We start from the raw sequence: 20,541 nt of genomic DNA on the forward strand, positions 1-20,541 counted from the left end.
AGTGTGCGCGGGTACTCTTTCGAGGAATTACAGCTGTACTCGGCGGATCAATCAGCTCGTCATGTTTGGTCGCAGCCCTTTTGGTTTCAGGGTGTAGTGGCGGAAGCCCTGATGATCGTCTGGGTAGGGCCGACTTGCTTGAGGAGCTTCGAAGGAATCCAGGCGTCCCGTTCGCACTACCGCGAAAACTGCCTCACGGATATAGGATTATCTCGGCTCAGACCGTCGTACAGGATATGCGGAAAGGTGGTCGTGCCACTATTCGGCAAATTCACTTTCGGTCTGATGCCGCAGCGGGCAGCTCCCTGGTTGACGTGTGCATAGAGGATCCGGAAAAGCCGGATCAGTGCGGCCAACCTAATAGCGAAGCCAGCTTTGCGAGGAAGCTGAAGGGCGCCCGTATAGTTGTCAATCTGTACCCATTAGGGCTGCAAGACGTAACTTCCTGGCGTGCGACAGAATTTACGACAGATGTGTCTGAAGTGACGTGGCTAAATTAGCGACGGGAGCTCATTGCGCTGCCTCGGCCATATCGACGCGGCAGCGGCCGTTCCCAGAGTGGAGTATTCGCTGGCCGCCCGGGTCTGGGGTGCGCGCAGCCCGGCCAACGAGGCGTCTGCCAGGCTCATGGGTGAGCTGGGCATCGTGGAGGAGGGGCCGATGGCGGGATTCGATCGTTCACTCGATCCTGGCGCCGGAGTGGAAGACAGGTGAGAGCACCTCACGTGGAGAGCCCCGGGTACGGGTTTCACGTGACCTTCGGCGGGTTCTCCAGACCGTTCAGGCGCTTGTTCATCGTGTCGAGGGTCGGCCAAGGAGGGCCCTCGTGCAGTGCGCGCAGGAATTCCGCTCTGAATCGCCTTCCGTTCGGGAACTGGTCGCCGGTCTCCCAGCGCCACGCTGCGACCATCGCGAGAACGAGGTGCCGGCAATCGTCCAGCAACTCTTGGTCGACGTTCGGGTAGTGCTCGCAGACCGCCTCGGGAACATGGGCGAGGTCGAACTCGACGGGTCCACGGCAGCACGTCTCAAGGTCGATGAACAACGGGCCGTTCTTCGTGCCGAGGAGATTGCCCGGATGCGGCTCGCCGTGAAGGAGCTGTTCCACGGTGCCGCGGTCCTCGATCGCCTCTCGCAGGCTTCGCAGTCTGCCGCTGAGGAAGACGCGGTCCACGTCGGGGAGTTCCGGCGAGAGATCCGGGTTGGCGACGACCTCTTGCGCCTCCGTGATTCGGTCCGTGAACCTCGGGCTCGGCACGTCGGCCTTGCGCATGCCGACGTGCAGCAGTTCCAGCGCCTTGGCGTACTCGACCGGCGAAGGTGTGACGGGCTCGTAGTAGGTCCACAGCGTCACCTCGAAGCCGTCGCGCGTGTACACGAGCGGCTCCGCCCGAGGCTCCAGGGCGCCCACCGGGCATCCGGCCTCGGTGAACCGTTGGGTGAGATCGATTTCGAGCTGCGCGCCCTTGTGCTCCATGGGGGAGACCCGGGCAAGGACGTCACACGGCGTCAGCCGTAGCGCCAGCCTGTTCGAGTTGTGCAGCAGGATCGCATCGTCGGCCGGCAGGTCGAGCGATGCGGCGACCGAGATCGCAGCCGCGATCGCGCGCGTGACCTCGGAAATTTCCACCCCCGGATCCTAGGTCGCCCCGGTTCCGTTGGAAACTGAGTATTCAGCCGGGAACCCAGGCTGCGGCCTCGGCCACGGTGTCCGCGAGGCGTAGGCCGGGGGGCAGTGGTGGCCGGTCCACCATGATCACGTGCACGCCGAGTTCGCGGGCGGCGGCGAGTTTGGCCATCGTGAGCCGGCCGCCGCTGTCCTTGGTGACGAGGGTGTCGAGACGGTGTTCGCGGAGCAGCGCGCGTTCGCCCTCGATCGTGTACGGCCCGCGCCCGAGCACCACCCGCACGTTGTCCGGCACCGGTGCGGACGGCGGATCGACCGATCTGGCCAGGAACCACACGCCCGGCACCGGCGTGAACACCGGCAGGCTGCGGCGTCCGGTGGTGAGGAAGATGCGCATCGGCGCCGCCAGTGCCCCGGCCGCCGCTTCCAGTGACGGCACCCGCTGCCAGGAGTCGCCGGGCTCCTCCCGCCATCCGGGCCGCCGCAGCACCAAGGACGGCACCCCGGTACGGGCCCCCGCCTCGGCGGCCGAGGCGGTCATCCGGGCGGCGAACGGGTGGGTGGCGTCCACCATGGCGGCGATCTCGTGCTCGCGCAGCCAGGAGGCCAACCCGTCCACGCCGCCGAATCCGCCGATGTGCACCTCGCCGACCGGCAACCGGGGCCGCTCGACCCGCCCGGCCAGCGACGACACCACGTCGTACCCCCGCTCGACCAGCACCTGCGCGAGTGCCCGCGCCTCAGCGGTCCCGCCGAGGATCAGCACTCGCCTCACGGACGCTCCCGATCCGCTGCCACGGCGCCGGGATCCTCGGGAACCTCCGCGCGCACCGTTTCAGACCGGCTGCGGTCGTCGCACGGGCGGTGGCGGGTGGAGCTGTACAGGTGGCTGTCGGGGAACTGGGTCGCCGACAGGACGCGGCCGACCACGATGACGGCCGTGCGCCTGATTCCGGCCGCGTGCACCTGGTCGGCGATGTCGGCGAGCGTGCCGCGCAGGATGACCTCGTCCTCGCGGCTGGCGCGGGCGACGACGGCCACCGGGCAGCCGGCCCCGTACGACGGCACCAGCTCCGCCACCACGGCCTCGATCCGCTGCACGGCCAGGTGCAGCACGATCGTGGCCGCGCCGGCGCCGAGCGTGGCGAGGTCCTCGCCGGGCGGCATCGGCGTGGCCCGCGCGGACGTCCTGGTGAGGATCACGGTCTGCCCGACCCCGGGCACGGTCAGCTCGCGTCCGAGAGAGGCAGCGGCGGCGGCGAAGGCGGGCACCCCCGGCACGATCTCGTACGGCACCCCGAGCGCTTCCAGCCGACGCACCTGCTCGGCCACGGCGCTGAACACCGAAGGATCCCCCGAGCACAGCCGGGCCACGTCCTGCCCGGCGCGGTGCGCGGCCGACAGTTCGGCGACGATCTCGTCCAGCGTCAGGTTCGCGGTGTCCACGAGCCGCGCCCCCGGCGGGCAGGCGTCGAGGAGTTCGCGCGGCACCAGCGACCCCGCGTACAGGCACACGGGCGCCGCCTCCAGCAGCCGCAGCCCGCGCACGGTGATCAGGTCGGCGGCGCCGGGCCCGGCGCCGATGAAGTACACGGTCACGCGCTGTCCTTCCTGACCGCCCAGACGGTGACGGGCATGGCCGCCCGCCAGCCGGTGAACCCGCCGACGGGCGCCGCCCGTTGCACCGACAGGCGCACGAGGTCGCCGCCGAGCTTGGCGTACCACTGCCCGACCAGCGCCTCCGACTCCAGCGTGACCGCGTTCGCCACGAGCCTGCCGCCCGGACGCAGGGCCGTCCAGCAGGTCTCCAGCAGCCCGGGTACGGTCGCCCCACCGCCCACGAACACCGCGTCCGGCGCCGGCAGGCCGCTGAGGGCGTCGGGCGCCCGGCCGGTGACGACCCGCAGCGCCGGCACCCCGAGCGCGGCGGCGTTGCGGGTGACGCGTTCGGCCCGTTCCGCCCGGCTTTCGATGGCCACGGCCGTACACGAGGGGTGGGCGCGCATCCACTCGATCGCGATGCTGCCCGCGCCCGCGCCGACGTCCCACAGCAGTTCGCCGGGCAGCGGCCCGAGCCGGGCCAGGCTGACCGCCCTGATCTCGCGTTTGGTGAGCTGGCCGTCGTGCTCGAAGGCGGTGTCCGGCAGTCCGGGAACCCGCGACAGCGGTACGGTCTCCGGCTCCGCCCCGCACTCGACCGCGATCACCTGAAGCGCCGACTGCGGCGCCTGCTCGGCGGGCAGCACGGATTCGGCCGGGGATCCCAGGTCCGCCAGTACGGTGACGCGGCTGGCGCCGTACCCGCAGGCCTGGAGGAGCCCGGTGACCTCGGACGTCGTGCCGCCGAGCACCAGCACGCGGCGGCCCGGCGCGAGGGCGGCGGCGAGGGCGGCGAGCGGACGTCCGACCAGGCTGACCACCTCGACCCGCTCGACCGGCCAGCCGAGGCGCGCGCACGCGAGCGTCAGCGACGACAGGTGCGGCAGCACGCGCAGCCGCCCGGCGCCGAGCAGCCGCGTGAGCGTGGCGCCGATGCCGTAGAACATGGGGTCGCCGCTGGCCAGCACGCACACCGCGCGGTCGGTGTGCGCGTCGAGGAGCGCGGGCAGGCCGGGCAGGAGCGGGGAGGGCAGCGGGACTCTGTCGGCGCCGGACGGTGGCACGAGGTCGAGCTGCCTGCGGCTGCCGATCAGCACGTCGGCCGCAGCCAGCGCCTGCCGGGACTGCGGGGCGAGCCCGTCCCACCCGTCGGCGCCGATTCCGACGACGGTGATCACCCGCTCAGCATATATCCGGACATTTCTGGCAGAGTTATCCGGGTGAAGCGCGTTCTCATCATCGGCATCGGCGCCGGCGACCCCGACCACCTGACCTTCCAGGCGGCCAAGGCCATCGCGGCCGCCGACGTGTTCTTCGTGCTCGACAAGGGCGAGGTCAAAGGCGACCTGGTACGGCTGCGGCAGCACCTGATCGAGACGCACGCGGCCGGGCCGTACCGGATCGTCACCGAGCAGGACCCGGAACGCGACCGCACCACCCCCGCCTACGCGGCCGCCGTCGAGGACTGGCGCGCCCGCCGGGCGGCCATCTACGGCAGGCTGATCCGCGAGGAACTGGCGGACGGGCAGACCGGCGCCTTCCTCGTGTGGGGCGACCCCGGCCTCTACGACAGCACCATCGCGATCGTCGAGGAGGTCGCGGACGGCAGCTTCGAGTACGCGGTCGTGCCGGGGATCAGCAGCGTCGCGGCGCTGACCGCGCGCCACCGCACCAGCCTCACCCAGGTCGCCCGGCCGGTGCACCTGACGACCGGACGGCGCCTGGCCGAGGACGGCCCGGGGGCCGACGACGTGCTCGTCATGCTGGACGCCCGCACCGCCTTCGACGGCCTCGACGACTTCCACATTTACTGGGGCGCCTACCTCGGCACCCCGGACGAGATCCTGATCGAGGGGCCGGTCGCGGAGGTGGCCGAGCAGATCAAGCAGGTCCGCGCCGAAGCCCGCGCCCGCAAGGGCTGGATCATGGACACGTACCTGCTGCGGCGCATCAGGAAGGCCGAGCACCCCGAAAGCTGAGCGATCGCGTCACGCGCTGAGGGGCCAGCTTCGGAGTTCGTCGTCGCGCGGAGCCAGCACCACGCCGGACTCCGGCGCGTCGAAGACCATGACGGGACGGGTGTGGTCCCACACCGCCCAGCCCGGGTCGCCGGTCGTCGCGAAGTCCACCCACGCCCGGTGCATCGCGTCGGCCAGCGGCTGCGGCGCCCCCGGCCCGGTCAGCCCCTCGCAGTGGCGCAGCGTGTCGAAGACGAACCCGAGCTCCAGCCCATGGCAGGCCCGCAGGTCCATGACCGGCGACGGCCAGGCGAACTCGTACACGTGCGCCTTCGGCGCCCGCCCCGCCAGCCGGGCGAGCGGCGCCCGCAGCAGCTTGTCCGTCGTCATGGCGCCGAGCACCTCACCGGGCCGCGCCCCGGCCCGCCGCGCCTGGTAGAGCCGCGCCACCCGGCCGGGGATGCGGTACTTCAGCATCGCTGCCCGCATCGCCGCCGCAGTGATCCGGTCGAGCGCGCCCGACGGCACGAACCACAGCCGGTACTCCTCCCGGTTGGCCCCCACCAGCAGCTCGACGGCCACCCGTCCGGGGTCGGACGGCACCACGACGTCGTCGGCCACGACGGCGAACCCCGGTTCGTCCACCAGCGGATTGTTCTTGCGCGTGACCTCGAACTGCGCTTCGAGCAGCCGCCGGCGATCGACGACGGAGAAGGACAGGGCCGTCGGCGGCACCCCCATCGCCCTGGCCATGGACCTGACGACCTTCGCCCCCCGCGCCCGGGACACCGTTCGCGGCGGGCCGCTCTGCAGGATCGCCCGATGGACCAGCCCCTCCGCCTTCGGGCTGGTCAGCAGCGCCGCCACGCCGGACTCACCGAACACGGTCACGTTGCCGGGGTCGCCGCCGAAGCGGGTGATGTTGTCCTGTACCCAGGTGAGCGCGGCGAGCTGGTCGAGCAGGCCCCGGTTGTCCGGCGCGTCGGGGAAGACGCCGAACCCCTCGATACCCAGCCGGTAGTTGATCGACACGAGCACGACCCCGTCGCGGGCGAAGGCGTGGCCGTCGTACACGGGCAGGCTCGACGAGCCGTTGCGCAGCGAGCCGCCGTGGATCCACACCATGACGGGCAGCAGTCCGTCACGGGACTGCGGGGTCCACACGTTGAGGTTGAGGCAGTCGTCGCCGGGGATGTCCGGATCGGGCAGCAGCCGGGAGAGGGGCGGGGGACAGGGTGGCTTGGGGGCGGTGGGGCCGTAGCGGGTGGCGTCGCGCAGTCCGGTCCACGGTTCGGCGGGTACGGGCGCCCGGAACCTGCGGGGACCGAACGGCGGCGCCGCGTAGGGTATGCCGAGGAAGACCGCGACGCCGTCCTCGACCGTGCCCCTGACCCTGCCGCAAGCGGTCCCCGCGATCACGTCCATACGGACGATGCTATGCCGCCCCAGGCAACGTTTACCCTGTCCCGCCCTGCGGGCGAGGCTGGGAGGATGGGGCGATGACGCCCGATGAGCTGGTGGCGTTCCTGCGAGCGCGGTGGGCGGAGGAACGGCAGGTCGCGACGGATGCCTCCCACCCGGGTTTCGAGCTGCCTCCGTCGGGCCACAAGGAGGCCGACGAGTACTGGTGCTGGTACTACGAGGACACCGACGAGCCGGTGCCGTTGCAGGAGGAGTCAGGGGAGCTTGCCCACTTCTGTTTCGACGGCGAGGGCAAGGACGGTCGGCGGCGGGCGCGGCTGCGCAGCCTCAACTGGTACGCGAAGCGGGCCACACAGGGCCGTCTTCGGCACATGGTGGTCCAGGCTGCGCTGGTGGACGTCGGTGCCGCAGTGCACATCGCACGGCACTCCCCGGGCCGCGTCCTGGCGGACATCGCCGCCAAGGAGCGGATCCTCACCCAGTACGAGGGCCTGCGGCAGCGCTGGGAGCAGGGCGAGGCGGCCGACGATGCGACGGTTGGGGCGATCGACGGCCTGGAGGAGGCCCTGCGCGCCCTTGCCGCCGCCTACGCGGAACCGGTGGCGTCTGTCGCGGCGTATGCCGACAAGTCGCTGTTCTGGAGTCGCCGATCGCCGCGTGAGCCGTGAAGTCTGATGCCCCGCCGGAAGGCCCGTGTCGAGTTCGGCCCGCTCAACCTGATTCCGGCATCGGCCAGGTCACACCCACTGCCGCGTGGGCCAGCCCTCCAGGCGCCAGGCGCTGTCCCAGAACAGCCACTCGTACTCGGTGGCCTGGACGAAGGCGGCCTTCATAGCCGCGCGCACCTGCTCGTCGGCGGCGTCCGCGAGCCGGTCGGTGATGCGCCGCGCGGTCGCGACGGCCTCGGCGAAGGCCGGGTCGGCATAGGTCGCGATCCACGCCCGGTAGGGGTGGGTGGCCGAGCTGCGCGACACCAGCGCCTCGCCGACGTCCTGGTACACCCAGAAGCACGGCAGTACGGCGGCGGCCAGCACCGGGTACGGTGCGGACAGCGCGTTCGCCTGCAGCCAGGAGGAATAGCCGAGCGCGGACGGCGAGGTCCGCACGCCCGACAGGTCGGCGGCGGTCAGGCCGTACTCCTCGATGTAGCCCTCGTGCAGGGTGCGCTCGGCGGCGATGGCGTCGTGCGCGCTGCGCGCCCAGAACGCGGCCTCCTCCGGGTCGTCGGCGCGCACGGCGGCGGTCGCCAGCGCCTTGGCGAACGACTCCAGGTAGCGGGCGTCCTGCACGATGTAGAAGGCGAACCGCTCGCGGTCGAGGCTCCCGTCGCCGAGGGCCACGTTGAACGGGTGCTCGTGGATGGCGCGCAGCAGCTTGGCGGTGTGCGCCCAGACGTCGTCGGTGAACACGACTGTCCCTTCGCTAGTCCGAACTAGATCAGGTTCGACGGGTGTGATCTCAGCCTTGGGTCAAGGCACCCCGCGTCGGTTTACTAACCCTATTATGCGATTTACGGTCTATCTCCGTCGGGGCGGGTGTGTGGGCGAAGAAGCCGGACATCGGGTGGAAGATCCCGTAGGCTGACCCGAGCATCGGGAGCATCACGGCAGGACGCACCGGTCCACACTTTTCGCCAAGGCGATGGGCGGTTACAGCGGCGATGAGCACTGGAGGCCGTCTTCCGGACGTGAACCCCCTGAGCCCGTGGCGCCTCTGCTTTCTCCTGGTGCTGGCCATCGCGATCTCCGTGGTGACCGGGATGAGGGAGTCACGGCCGATCGAACCGCCCTTTGCCGCGCGGATCGACACGGTCGAGGTGGAAGGACGAATCCTCCTCCTGCACGCGTTCACCTTGGAGACCTCTGAGGAATGCCTCAAGGCCGAGAAAGCGGAGGCGGCCGAGTCTGAGATGAGCGTGCGGGTCCGAGCGACACTTCGCGACATCTGTCCGACGCGTGAGCGCACGTTGCTGGAGAAGTGGCTGGAGGAGATCTGGCCGCGTTTCCACCTCGGCCATGGAGGGGGCGTCCCCATGTCCGTCACACTGGACCGGCCCCTGGGACACAGGAAGGTCATCGACGAGGAGGGTCGAGAGGTCCGGGTCTGCCCGATCGTGGGCACCCGGGTGAAGACCATGCGACGGTGCCTGATGTCGCGGAACCCGCTATAATGTGATCAATGGCCTGTGCCCGTGAGGGGCGGGCCATGCTGCGTTTCATGAGCTTTCCTGAGCAGTTCGAGCGCACGCGCCGGTTCACCGTCGGCCTTCCCACCGCCGTCACCAGAGACTTCTACCTTCGCGACGGCAGCCTGTGGTCGGGTGAGCGGGAGGTGGCGCGGGACGTCGGCTCCTACACCCTCGACGGCGGCGTCGCCGCCTTCGCCCGCGACGGCCGAGTGTGGACGGTGACCGCAGGCGGCGAGCCGCGCCGTCTGCCCACCGAAGAGCCTGCCGAGCGGCCCTACCCCGATCCCACGGGCCGCCGCGTGGCGTACGTGTGCGACGGCGCGCTGCGGGTGACCGGTGACGACGGTGATCGGCCGGTGGCCGCCCCCGACGGCCCAGAGGTCACTTTCGGGCTGGCCGAGTACGTGGCCGTGGAGTCGCTGGAGCGCGACCGGGGTTTCTGGTGGTCGCCGGACGGCGAGCGGCTGCTCGTGGCCCGGGTGGACACCGCGAAGGTCGGGCGCAGGCACCTGGCCGACCTGTCGGACCCGAGCCGCCCGGGAACCGCCGTGCCGTACCCGGCGGCGGGGACCGCCAACGCCGACGTCAGCCTGTGGATCACCGACCTGGACGGCGCACGCACACCTGTGGACACCCGGGGCATGGAGTACGTGACGGCGGCTGGCTGGGACGCCACCGGGCCCTACGCCGCCGTGATGCCCCGCGACCAGCGCCTGCTCCAGGTCCTCGCCATCGATCCGGACACGGGGGCGAGCCGGGTGCTGTCCGAACAGCGCGACCCCGCCTGGGTGACCCTCGTGCCCGGCCTGCCCGCCCGCACGGCCGCAGGCGTCCTGGTGACCGCGGAGGACCACGACGACACCCGCAGGCTCGTGTACGGCGGCGCCCCCGTCACCCCGCCCGGCCTCCAACTGGAGGAGGTCCTGTCCGTGGACGGCGAGAGCGTCGTCTTCAGCGCCACCGCCGAGCCCACGGAACAGCACCGGTGGATCTACGACCCGGCGGCAGGGCTGCGCCCGTACGAGAGCCCGTGGCGGGCGCCCTCCCGTGTCGAGCGGCCCGTCCTGGAGCTGCGCAGGGAACTGCTCAGGCTCGGCCCCCGCGAACTGCGCGCCGCCCTCTACCTGCCCAGCGGGCACGACGGCGGCCCGCTGCCCGTGCTGCTGGAGCCGTACGGGGGGCTGGGTCTGCGCAAGGTGCTCGTCCGGCCGAACTGGTGGGACTACGTCTCGCAATGGTTCGCCGAGCAGGGCTTCGCGGTGCTCGCGATCGACGGCAGGGGCACGCCGGGCAGGGGTCCGGCGTGGGAGCGGGCGGTTCACCACGACATCGCGGGCCCGGTCCTGGACGACCAGGTCGAGGGCCTCATGGCCGCCGCCGCGCTCCGCCCCGAGCTCGACCTGAGCCGGGTGGCGATCAGGGGCTGGTCGTTCGGCGGTTTCCTGGCCACGCTGGCGGTGCTGCGCCGTCCGGACGTCTTCCACGTGGGCGTCGCCGGCGCGGGAGTCACCGACCAGCGGATGTACCACACGTTCTGGCGCGAACGCGATCTCGGCCACCCGGACGAGCATCCGGACGCCTACGAGCGCTGCTCGACCCTGCTGGAGGCCGGGTCGCTGCGCCGTCCGCTGCTGCTGGTGCACGGGCTGCTGGACGACAACGTGCACCCGGCCAACACGCTGCGGCTGTCGTCCGCGCTGACGGCGGCGGGACGTCCGCACGAGGTGCTGCTGCTGCCCGGCGCCGGGCACCGCGTGGACTCGGCGCGGCTGCTGCGCCACCAGCTCGACTTCATCCGCCGCAATCTGTCAGACCAGCGCCCGTAGCCCGTCGTAGAGCGCCGTGCGCCGCCGCTCGTCCAGCCCCCGGTACGGCACCGCCGCCCCCTCGTCCGTGGCGGTCTCGATCGTCCGCCACAGCGGACCGGCGTGCAGCCTGACCACCTCGGCGGCGCTCAGCCCCTCGGCCTGCCAGGCGCGGGCGTGCGCGTCCCCCCGGTGGTAGCGCAGCGCGGCCAGCCGGTTGAACAGCAGCACCCCGGGGGGCACCCCGTCCGGCTCGTACGGCGGGGCCATCACCTCAAGGGCGCCGCCCGGCACCCGGGGCGCGGCGGCCAGGACCTCGCCGGCCAGGGCGGCGAGGTCGCTCACGTCCGGCCAGATCCGGGTGACGGCCGAGGCGTGGGCGGCGTAGAGGGCGTCGATCGCGGCGCGTCCGGCGGCCGACGCCGACAGGACGCCGTCGCGTTCGACGAGGGTGTCCTGGGCGAGGTGGCGGCCGATCTCGGCGTGGAGGTCGGGCGCGGTGCCGTACCGGTAGACCGTCCGGAGCCGGGCGCGTGGCACCGGGCGCAGGGGCAGCACGTAGCGCAGGTCCACGAGCAGGCCGGAGCGGTCGGCGCCGCAGGTGGCCGCGTGCACGTTCACGTGGACGGCGTCGATGACGGGCGCGATGGCGGCGGCGTAGTCACGAAAAATCGGCATCAGTCGGATTATGACGCCATCCGTAGCGGACCCGCAGTGATCCGAAATGCCCGCAGAGCAGGGTGAAACCCAGTCAAGCAGACCGGTGTTCTCTCACCGCCCGCTGCCTCGTCAGGAGTAACTCTGTGGTCCACGTATGCCCGGCCGTGCGCAGTCACAGCCGCTGGCTGCCCCTGCCCGTCGTGCTGGTCCCGGTCTTCGTGACCACGCTCGACTTCTTCATCGCCAACGTCGCCATCCCCTCGATCCGCGCCGACCTCGGCGCCGGACCCGCCGCCACCCAGCTCGTGATCGCCGGATACGGCCTCGCCTACGCCGCCGGGCTGATCATCTCCGGCCGGATCGGCGACCTGTACGGCCCGCGCCGGGTGTTCATGATCGGCCTCGCGCTGTTCACGCTCGCCTCCCTCGGCTGCGGCACCGCCCCGAGCACCGCCGCGCTCATCGCCGCCCGCGTCGCCCAGGGTCTCGCCGCCGCGCTGCTCGCGCCGCAGGTCCTCACCCTGCTCGGCGCCCTCTACCCGGGCGCCGACCGCGCCCGCGCCTTCGGCTGGTACGGCACCGCCACCGGCCTGGCCGGAGTCAGCGGCCAGGTCGTCGGCGGCCTCCTCGTCGCGGCCGACCTCGGCGGACTGGGCTGGCGCCTGGTCTTCCTCATCAACCTGCCCATCGGCCTGCTGGCCCTCGCCCTCACCCGCCCCCTCGTCCCCGACCTGCGGGCGGAGCCGGACGCCGGTGCCGTCCCGGGGCGGGTCGATCTCCTCAGTGCCGTCCTGGTCGCGGGCGGGCTGGTCAGCGCCGTGCTGCCGCTCGCCCTCGGCGCCGAACTCGGCTGGCCGCTGTGGAGCCTGCTCCTGCTCCTGCTGCCCGCCCCGCTGCTCGCCGGATTCGCCGCCAGACAGCGGACACTCCCGCAACCGCTGCTCGACCTGCGGGTCTTCAGCGAGCGCGGGTTCACCGGCGGGCTGCTCGCGGTGGCGCTGCTGTTCGGCGGCTCCGCCGGGCTGTCCTTCGTGCTCGCCCTCTACCTCCAGGAAGGGCTCGGGCTCGCGCCGCTCTCGGCCGGGCTGGTGTTCACCTCGCTCAACGCCGGATTCCTGCTCGCCTCCCTGCGCAGGGGACGCCCGGTCGCCGGGGCCGCCGCCGTCGCGGCCGGGCTCGGCGTCATCCACGTGGCGGTCGCGGCGGCCTCGCCGTACCTGGTGGCCGGGGGGTTGTTCGTCACCGGGGCCGGGATGGGGGCGCTCATGTCGCCGCTCATCTCCGCCGTGCTCGCGGGCGTGCGCAAGGAGCGGTCGGGGGCGGCGGCCGGGGTGCTGGGCACCGTACAGGAGGCCGGTGGGGTTCTGGGCGGCACGGTCACCGGCGCGGTGTTCCTCAGCGCCGCCGACGGCGGGTGGGGCGCGGCCACCCACGCCGGTCTGCTGCTGCTCGTCGGTTTCGCCCTGGTGGTCCTCGCGGTCGTGCGCAGGCGCGGAACTGCGTGGTTGCCATGAAGATCTTGTGGTGTGATGCTGGTCCACGTGATCGCGGTCCTCGGTGAGTGCGTGGCCGACGCCTTCGCCACCAGGCGGAACGGCCAGCTCACGCTGCGGGTACACCCTGGTGGCGGCCCGGCCAACACCGCCGTGGCGCTGGCCAGGCTCGGCACACCCACCCGTTTCCTCGGGCGCATCGCCGACGACGTGTTCGGACGGCTCTTCCGCGACCACCTCGCCGACTCCGGCGTCGACCTGACCGCGGCCGTCCCCGCCGCCGAGCCGAGCACCCTCGCCATCGCCGCCCTCGACGCCGAGGGCCAGGCCGCCTACTCCTTCCACGCCGACGGCGCCGCCGACTGGCAGTGGACGGCCGACGAACTCGACCCGCACTCCGTCGGCGGCGTCTCCTGCCTGCACACGGGCTCGCTCGCGCTGGTCAGGGAGCCGGGCGCGGACGCCGTCGCCGGCTTCGTCGCCGCGCTCGCCCCGCACGCGACGATCTCCATCGACCCCAACGTCCGGCCCGGCCTCGCCGGCCGCGCCGCCTACCTGGCCCGGCTGCCCATGGGGGCCGACATCCTCAAGCTGAGCGAGGAGGATCTCGGCTACCTGCTGCCCGGCACCGCCCTCGAAGAGGGCTGCGACACCTGGCACGCGGCCGGGGTCCGGCTCGTGGTCGTCACCAGGGGCGCGGCCGGGGCGCTCGTGTCACTCGACGGCGAACGCGTCCGGGTGCCCGGCGTACCGGTGAAGGTCGTCGACACCGTCGGCGCGGGCGACGCCTTCACCGCAGGACTGCTCCACCACCTCGGCGCCGCCGGGCTGCTCGGTGGCCGCCTCGACGGCCTCGACCTCGAAGCGGCGCGGGCCGCCGCCGTACACGGGGCCAGGGTGGCGGCGCTGACCTGTACGGTCCCCGGCGCCGACCCGCCCTGGTTCAGCTGACCAGCACGCCCGCCACGGCGTTCACGGTGCCCGGATGCGCCGCCACCAGCGGCGTGGTGGCGGCGCGCCCCGCCGCCACCGCCACGGGCTCGCACCCGAACAGCTCGCCGACCGCCGCCCCCGTCTCCGGATGCCGCGCCAGCAACTCGGCCACCGGCCCCGAGACCACCACCTGCTTCGGCGCGGGCGCCGACTGCGGGGCATCCCACGGCGGCACGAAGGAGTCGACCGAGGGAAGGCGCGCGGGGTAGGTGCGCCCGGCCTCGCGGACCAGCGTGGGCACCAGCTCCGGCGCCTCGTCCTTCAGCGTCGTGATCAGCTTCGGCAGCCACGGCAGCAGCACCTCGTCGGGCAGCTTGGCGAACGCCCTGGAGATCACCTCCACGACGAACGGCGTCAGCGCCGGAGCCGAGTCCAGCGCCTGCACGAACCCGCTGATGTACAGCGGCACCGTCGGCACCACCAGCGGGTTGTCCGTCAGTCCCGCGATCAGCTCGCGCAGCTCCGCCATGCTCAGCAGCCCGAGCTGGAAACGCGCCGTCCACAGCAGCGCCACCTTCGGCGGCGCCTCCGGATGCGACTGCTGGACGGCCAGCTCAAGCTGCGTCCGCTCGCAGCCCAGCGACATCGCCAGGCTCTCCATCGTGAACAGGAACGCCAGCGTGGCGCCGACCTGCCTGACGCCCGTGTCGTCCGCGACGAACGCCGTCGGCAGCAGCGTGCAGTAGTGGGCGTAACCGGTCGCGACGAACGACTCCGCCCAGGCGGGCAGCACGGGCTCGTGCGTCCGGTAGTAGGCCAGCAGCCGCCGGATGCGCCGCAGCACGTCCGGCGCCTCGTCCACCGTCCGCTCGGCGGACAGCAGCTCGACCGCCCGCTCGCCCAGCTCGTTCGTGAACCGGGCGTTCCGCAGGTACAGCAGGGAGTCCTCGACCGCCTCCAGCGCCGTGGCCGCCGTCGCCTTCTCGTCCCACGCGACCCGCCGCAGCCGCTGCTCCAGCACCTGCTCGATCGTCACGCCCTCGTAGCCCAGCTCGATGATCGACCGCTGGTTGCGGCCCAGGTCGAGGTCCCAGCTCTCCTGGTGGGAGCGTTCCCCCAGCCGCCGCGAGCCCATGATCGGGCGCACCGCGTCGTCGGGCAGCAGCCGCCGCAGGATCCACAGCAGATGCGAGCACGGCTCCAGGTCGGGGGAGGTGTCCAGGTCGATCAGCGAGCGCTGGATGCGCCGCTTGTCCAGGTCCAGCCCGAGCGGCGCCAGCCGGTCGTAGACGTCCTGGGCCAGCGGCGGCAGCGAGTGGTAGCCGACCTGGCCGATCTTGTCGCCGCCGAGCAGGATCTCGCACAGCCGCCGCACGTCGCGGCGGCCCGGCACGTGCTCCTTCTCGATGCAGGTGACCGCCGCGTCCTGGAAGTCGTACGGCGTCGGCCGCTTCCTGTTGCGCATCCCTGCCAGCAGGATCGACGTCTCGTAGATCGCGATGGCGTCGGCCGTACTGGACAGGTAGCCGTTGCGCCGGGCCAGGCGCACGATGTCCACGCACCAGCCGAGCAGCTCCTCCTCGTCGAAGCCGTCCAGCACGGGCGGCTGCGTGAGGAACCCCTGCAGCCCCTGGTGCGGGACGGGCGCGGGCAGCTTCGCCTTCGTTTTGCCCGGCTTGCCCGCCTTGCTCAGCCGGTACGGCGTCAGCCCGGTCCGCTTGAGCGCCTTCTCCCACGTCGCCGCGGCGATCGTGACCGAGCCCATGGCCAGGCCGAACTGCCGCTCGATGTCGGTGTGGCTCGACGGGATGAGACCGTACAGCCACTCCGTCGCCGTGCGGGGGGAGATCTCCATCTGCTCGCCCAGCACCGGGCTGGCCGCGTGGAAGGCGCCGCACACGTACAGGCAGTCGGCCGGGTCGGTGCCGGACGCGGCCAGGTGCTCGCGCATGCGCGTCCACATGTACCGCTCGCGGTTCTCGTCCACCTCGTTCCCGGTCGGCCGCAGCCTGCGGAACAGGCTGCCGACCAGCACCATGACCTGCCGGTACGTCTCATAGTCCGCGCCGGACAGCGGCTGCTCGACGTACTGGTCCCACCACTCCGACCAGTGCCGCACCTTGCCGTGGTGCAGCAGGTGCTCCTCCAGCTCGGCGAAACCCGGCCGCAGGTCGCCCATCTCGATCGCGACCTCGGGCGACTCCTTCGAGCGCGGCTCCCACTGGAAGACGTGGTCGACCGAGCGGTCCACCAGCACCAGTTCCACGCCGGGCGTCTCCATCGCGTAGGCGATGGCCTGGTACTCGGCGGAGGACTCGGTGATCGGCGCGATCACGCTGAGCGGCTCCCACTCCTTCGGGAAGCCGTCGATCGTGGTGGCGAACGCCTGCACCGCCACCGGGAGACGGCAGTTGACCAGCTCGTCCAGCACCGGGCGCAGGTCCTCGCACAGCTCCATGTAGACGACCTTGGGCTGCTTCTCCCGCAGCCTGCGCACCATCGCCAGCGCGGAGGCGGGGGAGTGGTGGCAGACCGGGAAGATCTCCACGTCCGTGGCGAGCGCCTGCTCGACGTCGTCGACCAGACCGGCGCCGAACGCCTCCGCCGCGCTCGCGAGCTGCTCGCGCAGCGGCTCGAAGGCACTCATGACAGGGTGGCGATGGTCTCGCGGCCGCCGTCGAGGAACTCGGGCCACTCGCCGCCCGCCTTCTTGCTGCGCGGCTCGACCACGCCGTGCCAGTACTTGTTCAGGATCGCCAGGTCCTCAGGGGTGCGCCGGGCCAGCGAGCCGACCAGCGAACTGGCCAGCGTGGCCGCGCGCAGCCGGCCGTCGCCGAAGAACTGGCTGTGCAGGATCGCGTCCTCCAGTACGCCGATCTGCTCGGCCGTGGACAGCGCCGACTCCAGCCGGTCGTCGTCGCTCGTGGCGGCGGCCGAGGCCGAACGCAGGTCGGCGAAGCTCTCCAGCAGGATGTCCAGCAGCGTCGGCGGCACCTCCAGCTCGATCTGGTGGCGCTTCAGCAACTCGATCGTACGGAAGCGGACGATCTCCGCCTCGCTCTTCTTGTTCGTCACCACCGGGATGCGGACGAAGTTGAAACGCCGCTTCAGCGCCGAGCTCAGGTCGTTGACGCCCCGGTCGCGGCTGTTGGCCGTCGCGATGATGGAGAAGCCCGGCTGGGCGAAGACGGTGTTGTCCTCCTCCAGCTCCGGGATCGAGACGTACTTCTCGGACAGGATCGAGATCAGCGCGTCCTGCACGTCGCTGGTCGAGCGGGTCAGCTCCTCGAAACGGCCGATCACGCCCCGTTCCATCGCCGTCATGATGGGCGAGGGGATCATCGACTCGCGCGACTGGCCCTTGGCGATGACCATGGAGATGTTCCACGAGTACTTGATGTGGTCCTCGGTGGTCCCCGCCGTACCCTGGACGACCAGGGTGGAGTTGCGCGAGATGGCGGCCGACAGCAGCTCGGCCAGCCAGCTCTTGCCGGTGCCCGGGTCGCCGATGAGCAGCAGGCCCCGGTCGGAGGCGAGCGTCACGATGCTGCGCTCGACGAAGCTGCGGTCGCCGAACCACTTCTGCGGGATCTCGCGCTCGATGCCGTCGCCGCGCTCGGAACCGAGCACGAAGATGCGCACCATGCGCGGGCTGAGCCGCCACGAGAACGGCTTGGGGGCGGTGTCGATCGACTCGAGGTAGTCGAGCTCTTCGGCGTACTTGATCTCTGCGGGTGCACGCAGCACGGAGGTCTCCTAGGTGTTCAGGAAGTTCTTGAGCTCGACGATGAGCTTGCGGATGTGCCCGGAGATGACGGGCGTGCCGAGGTCCTTGAGCTTGGTGCGGAACCACGGGTCCACGCTGGCGTGGCCGGAGCTGTTGACCGAGCCCACCGGGATGAACTTCACCCCGGACTTGTGGAGCGATTCGAAGTCCCGCATCAGGTCGCGGTTGTCGTAGAAGTCGGAGATCCACACCAGCACGGTGTTGCGCGGGTCGGAGATCTTCGGCCGGGCCTGCGCCATCGCGACCGTGCCCTCGGTGCCGCCGCCGAGCTTGGTACGCAGCAGCACCTCGAACGGGTCGCTCACCCACGGCGTCAGGTCGATGGCCCGGGTGTCGTAGGCGATCAGGTGCACGTCCACCTTGGGCAGGCCGGCGAAGATGGAGGCCAGGATGGTGCAGTTGACCATCGCGTCCACCATCGAGCCCGACTGGTCGACCACCACGATGATCTTCGCGGGGGTGGTGCGCTTGGCCGTCTGCTTGTAGAAGAGCGTGTCGACGTAGAGCCGCTCGTCCTCGACGTTCCAGTTGGTGAGGTTCTTCCAGATGGTGCGCTGGACGTCGAGGTTGCGGAAGACCCGCTTCGGCGGCACCGACCGGTCGATCGTGCCGACGCTGGTCTTCTCCACCTGGGTACGGAGCACCTGCGCGACCTCGTCCACGAACCTGCGGATGAGCGCCTTGGCGTTCTGCAGTGCGACGCCCGACAGGTTGGACTTGTCGCGCAGCAACTCCTCGATCAGCGACATGCTCGGCGTGAGGCTGCGGGCCAGACCGGGGTCGGCCAGCACCTCGCGCAGCCGCATCCGCTTGACCAGGTCGGACTCGACCGCCTTCAGCGTGCCCTCGCCGTCGCGGCCCAGCGCGCCCTCGAACCACTTGGCGTCTTCCTTCCAGGCGGCGAGCTGGGCGGCGGAGACCGGGCCCGTGCCGGTGGCGTAGACGTTGATGAGCAGCTTCGAGACGAGGGCGGCGTTGCGTACCGCGCCCTGGTCGAGGTCGCGGAACTGCGGCTCCAGCTCGGGGAAGCGCTGGACCAGAGAGTCGAGGGAGACGCTCGGGTCCAGCAGGGACGGCGGCAGGCCGAGATCCTCGACGATGGCGACGCTGGCCGACTCCAGGGACTTCTGCTCCTGGGAGTCGAAGATGCGCGACAGCAGCCGCCAGTACAGAACCTGACGCCTGTTCTCGGCGCTGGGTGTCAGCTCTGCGGTCGGGCTACCGGCCGGACTGTCGGCCGGGTCGTTGGCCAGGGTGCCGACTGGGCCGTCGGCCGGTCCGGCTGCCGAGTCTGCCGTTGGGCTCGGGTCGTCGGTCGGCTGGGGCGACATTTCCGCATTTGTCGGGTCGGTCATTTCCTCAGCAACCGTCCCGCGCGTTCCTTCAGGACGCCCACCGGCGACGGGGTCTTCAGCCCGTTGACGCCGAGTGCGTGGTCACCGTGGTAGGCCGTGGCCTTGTCCTTGGCAACCTGTACGGCCAGCGGCTGCAGGAACCACTCGCCGCCGTCCCAGCGCACCAACCCCACACACACGTCCGACTTTTTCACCATTTGAGCGGTCAACGCACCGGCGGTGGGCAGCCGATCGAGCGCCACCCGCAGGCTCACGCCGTCCCGCTCCAGCCGATCGCCCTTGATCCGGTAGTCCTCGAACAGCACCGGCTCGGCGATGCGCACCGGATGCCGCTCCAGCGGAGCCACCGGCGCCGCCTGCGCCTCACCCAACTGCACCTGCGCCGTCGCGAACGGATCCGCCTCCTTGCCCACGGCCGCCAGGTCCTCCTGCCACACCAGGTCCCCGCCCGGCGTCATCGGCATGTCCTTGAGCTCCAGGCTGAGCCGCTTCGCCAGCGCCCCCATGAGCACCGGGAACGCCTGGAACAGGTCCCAGACGAACGGCCCGGCGATCGTGTCCACCTTCGGCGCCGACACGTTCACCCTCGCCAGCCGTCCCAGCGGCTCCAGGACACCGTGCACCTGGAGCTGGACCGCCGTCGCGTGCTCCTGCACGTCCACGCCGACCACCAGCAGCCGCCCCGACACCGGCTCCGTGCCCACCTGCTCGTCCGAGCAGGTCAGCATCATCGCCCGCGCCCACATGTCGGCCCACCGGCGTACGGGCAGCCGCTCCATGGCGCCCACCGGCGCCGACGCCTTCAGCTCCGTGGCCAGGCCCTCGACCAGCATCGCCAGCCGCCGCCGAGCCGGATCCTGCAGCAGCCCGGCGATCACCGGGTCGCCGCCCGCCGCCACCTCGTGGTCGACCCCGTGCCAGCCGGTGATGGCCAACTCGGTGAGCCACGAACGGCACGCCCGCGCGGGCTCGGCGGCGGGCTGCGCCGTCGCCGGCCAGTCGGCCCTGGTGCGTCCGAGTGCGGTGTCGAGACGATCCTGGAGCGCGTCGTGGACCGCTCCCAGCAACGCGGTACGGGCTCCGGCCAGCGCCGCGAGCTGCTCCTCCGCGGGCGTGCCGGCGGTGACCTTGTCGGCGGCCTCGGCGGCCAGGCCGTCGAGCGGCGTACCGGCGACGGCGGCGGCCAGCGCGGACAGCGCCTGTGCGTGCTCCTGGGTGAGCCGCCCGAGCCCGTGGACCAGGGCCTGGTCGAACCCGTGCACCAGATCCAGCGCCTCGGACATCCCGGGGACCGGTTCGCCCTGAAGCAGGTCGAGCTGCAAGCGCAACATCACTTCACCTCCCCGTACGCCGGGAACCAGTGCATCTCGGGGACGGGCTGGGTGGTCACCGGCAACTCCAGGTAGGCCAGGTGCCGGAGGAACCGGCTGAAGACGACGGCGGCCGGAATCGACTCGTGGTCCCCCCGCAGGTTGTAGACCAGCTCGGCGGCTCGCTCGCCCTCGACCTGGAGAAACCGCGACACGGTGGCCAGGCCGTACTGGACGACGGCTTCCTGCACCAGCGTCTGCAGGTGCTTGCAGGGGCTCCCCCGCAGCCCGCCACAGGGGCGGTTGTTGTTGGTACTGCAGTTGTAGTTGTGTGACCCGGCAGTGATCGAGGAGACATAAACTCGCTCGATATCTGACCCACTGGACACAACGCCCTGCAATCG

18 protein-coding genes and 1 riboswitch are annotated in these 20,541 nt (G+C 71.4%); of the genes, 6 read left to right on the plus strand and 12 right to left on the minus strand.

The features are described 5' to 3' along the window. Window positions 1-748: 748 nt before the first annotated feature. Genes ABD120_RS06530 through cbiE form a run of 4 tightly spaced genes read right to left on the minus strand, consistent with a single transcriptional unit; the run spans window position 749 to window position 4,404 of the window. Complete coding sequence (locus tag ABD120_RS06530; RefSeq protein ID WP_343948783.1) at window positions 749-1,630, minus strand: phosphotransferase; 882 nt, start codon at window positions 1,628-1,630, stop codon at window positions 749-751. Between the two features lie 43 nt (window positions 1,631-1,673). Further along, complete coding sequence (locus ABD120_RS06535) at window positions 1,674-2,402, minus strand: cobalt-precorrin-6A reductase (RefSeq protein ID WP_343948784.1); 729 nt, start codon at window positions 2,400-2,402, stop codon at window positions 1,674-1,676. Beyond that, window positions 2,399-3,226, minus strand: coding sequence for a precorrin-4 C(11)-methyltransferase (gene cobM, locus ABD120_RS06540; protein WP_343948785.1), 828 nt, complete (start codon window positions 3,224-3,226; stop codon window positions 2,399-2,401). Before cobM ends, ABD120_RS06535 begins: the two co-directional genes overlap by 4 nt. Beyond that, window positions 3,223-4,404 carry a precorrin-6y C5,15-methyltransferase (decarboxylating) subunit CbiE gene (gene cbiE / locus ABD120_RS06545; RefSeq protein ID WP_343948786.1) on the minus strand — a complete coding sequence of 394 codons (1,182 nt, stop codon included), beginning with the start codon at window positions 4,402-4,404 and terminating at the stop codon, window positions 3,223-3,225. The genes cobM and cbiE overlap by 4 nt, the downstream gene beginning before the upstream one ends. A 42-nt stretch (window positions 4,405-4,446) precedes the next feature. Between cbiE and cobF the strand changes: the two genes are divergently transcribed. Next, complete coding sequence (gene cobF, locus ABD120_RS06550) at window positions 4,447-5,205, plus strand: precorrin-6A synthase (deacetylating) (RefSeq protein WP_343948787.1); 759 nt, start codon at window positions 4,447-4,449, stop codon at window positions 5,203-5,205. Between the two features lie 9 nt (window positions 5,206-5,214). Here cobF and ABD120_RS06555 read toward each other — a convergent pair whose 3' ends face one another. After that, complete coding sequence (locus ABD120_RS06555) at window positions 5,215-6,609, minus strand: carboxylesterase/lipase family protein (RefSeq protein ID WP_343948788.1); 1,395 nt, start codon at window positions 6,607-6,609, stop codon at window positions 5,215-5,217. Window positions 6,610-6,683: 74 nt separating this feature from the next. On the opposite strand from ABD120_RS06555, the gene ABD120_RS06560 reads away from it, so the two are divergent. Beyond that, window positions 6,684-7,274: a DUF6221 family protein gene (locus tag ABD120_RS06560; protein WP_343948789.1), complete on the plus strand. Its 591-nt coding sequence runs from the start codon at window positions 6,684-6,686 to the stop codon at window positions 7,272-7,274. A gap of 69 nt (window positions 7,275-7,343) precedes the next feature. Here the strand turns inward: ABD120_RS06560 and tenA are convergent, their stop codons facing one another. Further along, window positions 7,344-8,015 carry a thiaminase II gene (gene tenA / locus ABD120_RS06565; protein WP_343948790.1) on the minus strand — a complete coding sequence of 224 codons (672 nt, stop codon included), beginning with the start codon at window positions 8,013-8,015 and terminating at the stop codon, window positions 7,344-7,346. After that, a riboswitch (TPP riboswitch) is annotated at window positions 8,003-8,098 on the minus strand. Its footprint overlaps the gene before it by 13 nt. 234 nt (window positions 8,099-8,332) lie before the next feature. Here tenA and ABD120_RS06570 point away from each other — a divergent pair. Continuing rightward, window positions 8,333-8,776, plus strand: coding sequence for a hypothetical protein (locus ABD120_RS06570; protein WP_343948791.1), 444 nt, complete (start codon window positions 8,333-8,335; stop codon window positions 8,774-8,776). A gap of 47 nt (window positions 8,777-8,823) precedes the next feature. Beyond that, window positions 8,824-10,620: a S9 family peptidase gene (locus ABD120_RS06575; protein WP_343948792.1), complete on the plus strand. Its 1,797-nt coding sequence runs from the start codon at window positions 8,824-8,826 to the stop codon at window positions 10,618-10,620. On the opposite strand, the gene ABD120_RS06580 is transcribed toward ABD120_RS06575, so the two are convergent. Then, window positions 10,603-11,277: a hypothetical protein gene (locus tag ABD120_RS06580; RefSeq protein ID WP_343948793.1), complete on the minus strand. Its 675-nt coding sequence runs from the start codon at window positions 11,275-11,277 to the stop codon at window positions 10,603-10,605. The two genes, ABD120_RS06575 and ABD120_RS06580, sit on opposite strands and share 18 nt — an antisense overlap. A 125-nt stretch (window positions 11,278-11,402) precedes the next feature. Here ABD120_RS06580 and ABD120_RS06585 point away from each other — a divergent pair, with 125 nt between their 5' ends. Together ABD120_RS06585 and ABD120_RS06590 are read left to right on the plus strand one after the other, a co-directional pair. Continuing rightward, window positions 11,403-12,773 (plus strand): MFS transporter, encoded by a 1,371-nt coding sequence (locus ABD120_RS06585; protein ID WP_343948794.1) that lies wholly within the window; start codon window positions 11,403-11,405, stop codon window positions 12,771-12,773. 15 nt (window positions 12,774-12,788) lie between these two features. Beyond that, window positions 12,789-13,703 (plus strand): carbohydrate kinase family protein, encoded by a 915-nt coding sequence (locus tag ABD120_RS06590; RefSeq protein WP_343948795.1) that lies wholly within the window; start codon window positions 12,789-12,791, stop codon window positions 13,701-13,703. On the opposite strand, the gene ABD120_RS06595 is transcribed toward ABD120_RS06590, so the two are convergent. The 5 genes from ABD120_RS06595 to ABD120_RS06615 form a co-directional block, all read right to left on the minus strand. Next, on the minus strand, window positions 13,696-16,332 hold the full coding sequence (locus tag ABD120_RS06595; RefSeq protein ID WP_343948796.1) for a DUF5682 family protein: 2,637 nt from the start codon (window positions 16,330-16,332) through the stop codon (window positions 13,696-13,698). The genes ABD120_RS06590 and ABD120_RS06595 overlap by 8 nt on opposite strands. After that, window positions 16,329-17,432 carry an ATP-binding protein gene (locus ABD120_RS06600; RefSeq protein WP_343948797.1) on the minus strand — a complete coding sequence of 368 codons (1,104 nt, stop codon included), beginning with the start codon at window positions 17,430-17,432 and terminating at the stop codon, window positions 16,329-16,331. Before ABD120_RS06600 ends, ABD120_RS06595 begins: the two co-directional genes overlap by 4 nt. A gap of 9 nt (window positions 17,433-17,441) precedes the next feature. After that, window positions 17,442-18,725, minus strand: a complete 1,284-nt coding sequence (locus ABD120_RS06605) for a vWA domain-containing protein (protein WP_425563940.1) — start codon at window positions 18,723-18,725, stop codon at window positions 17,442-17,444. A 98-nt stretch (window positions 18,726-18,823) separates the two neighbouring features. After that, window positions 18,824-20,158: a hypothetical protein gene (locus ABD120_RS06610; protein WP_343948799.1), complete on the minus strand. Its 1,335-nt coding sequence runs from the start codon at window positions 20,156-20,158 to the stop codon at window positions 18,824-18,826. After that, window positions 20,158-20,388, minus strand: coding sequence for a hypothetical protein (locus ABD120_RS06615; RefSeq protein ID WP_343948800.1), 231 nt, complete (start codon window positions 20,386-20,388; stop codon window positions 20,158-20,160). The genes ABD120_RS06610 and ABD120_RS06615 overlap by 1 nt, the downstream gene beginning before the upstream one ends. Window positions 20,389-20,541: the final 153 nt, after the last annotated feature.

This window comes from Nonomuraea longicatena (assembly GCF_039525605.1).
In the GTDB taxonomy this organism is placed as follows: domain Bacteria; phylum Actinomycetota; class Actinomycetes; order Streptosporangiales; family Streptosporangiaceae; genus Nonomuraea; species Nonomuraea longicatena.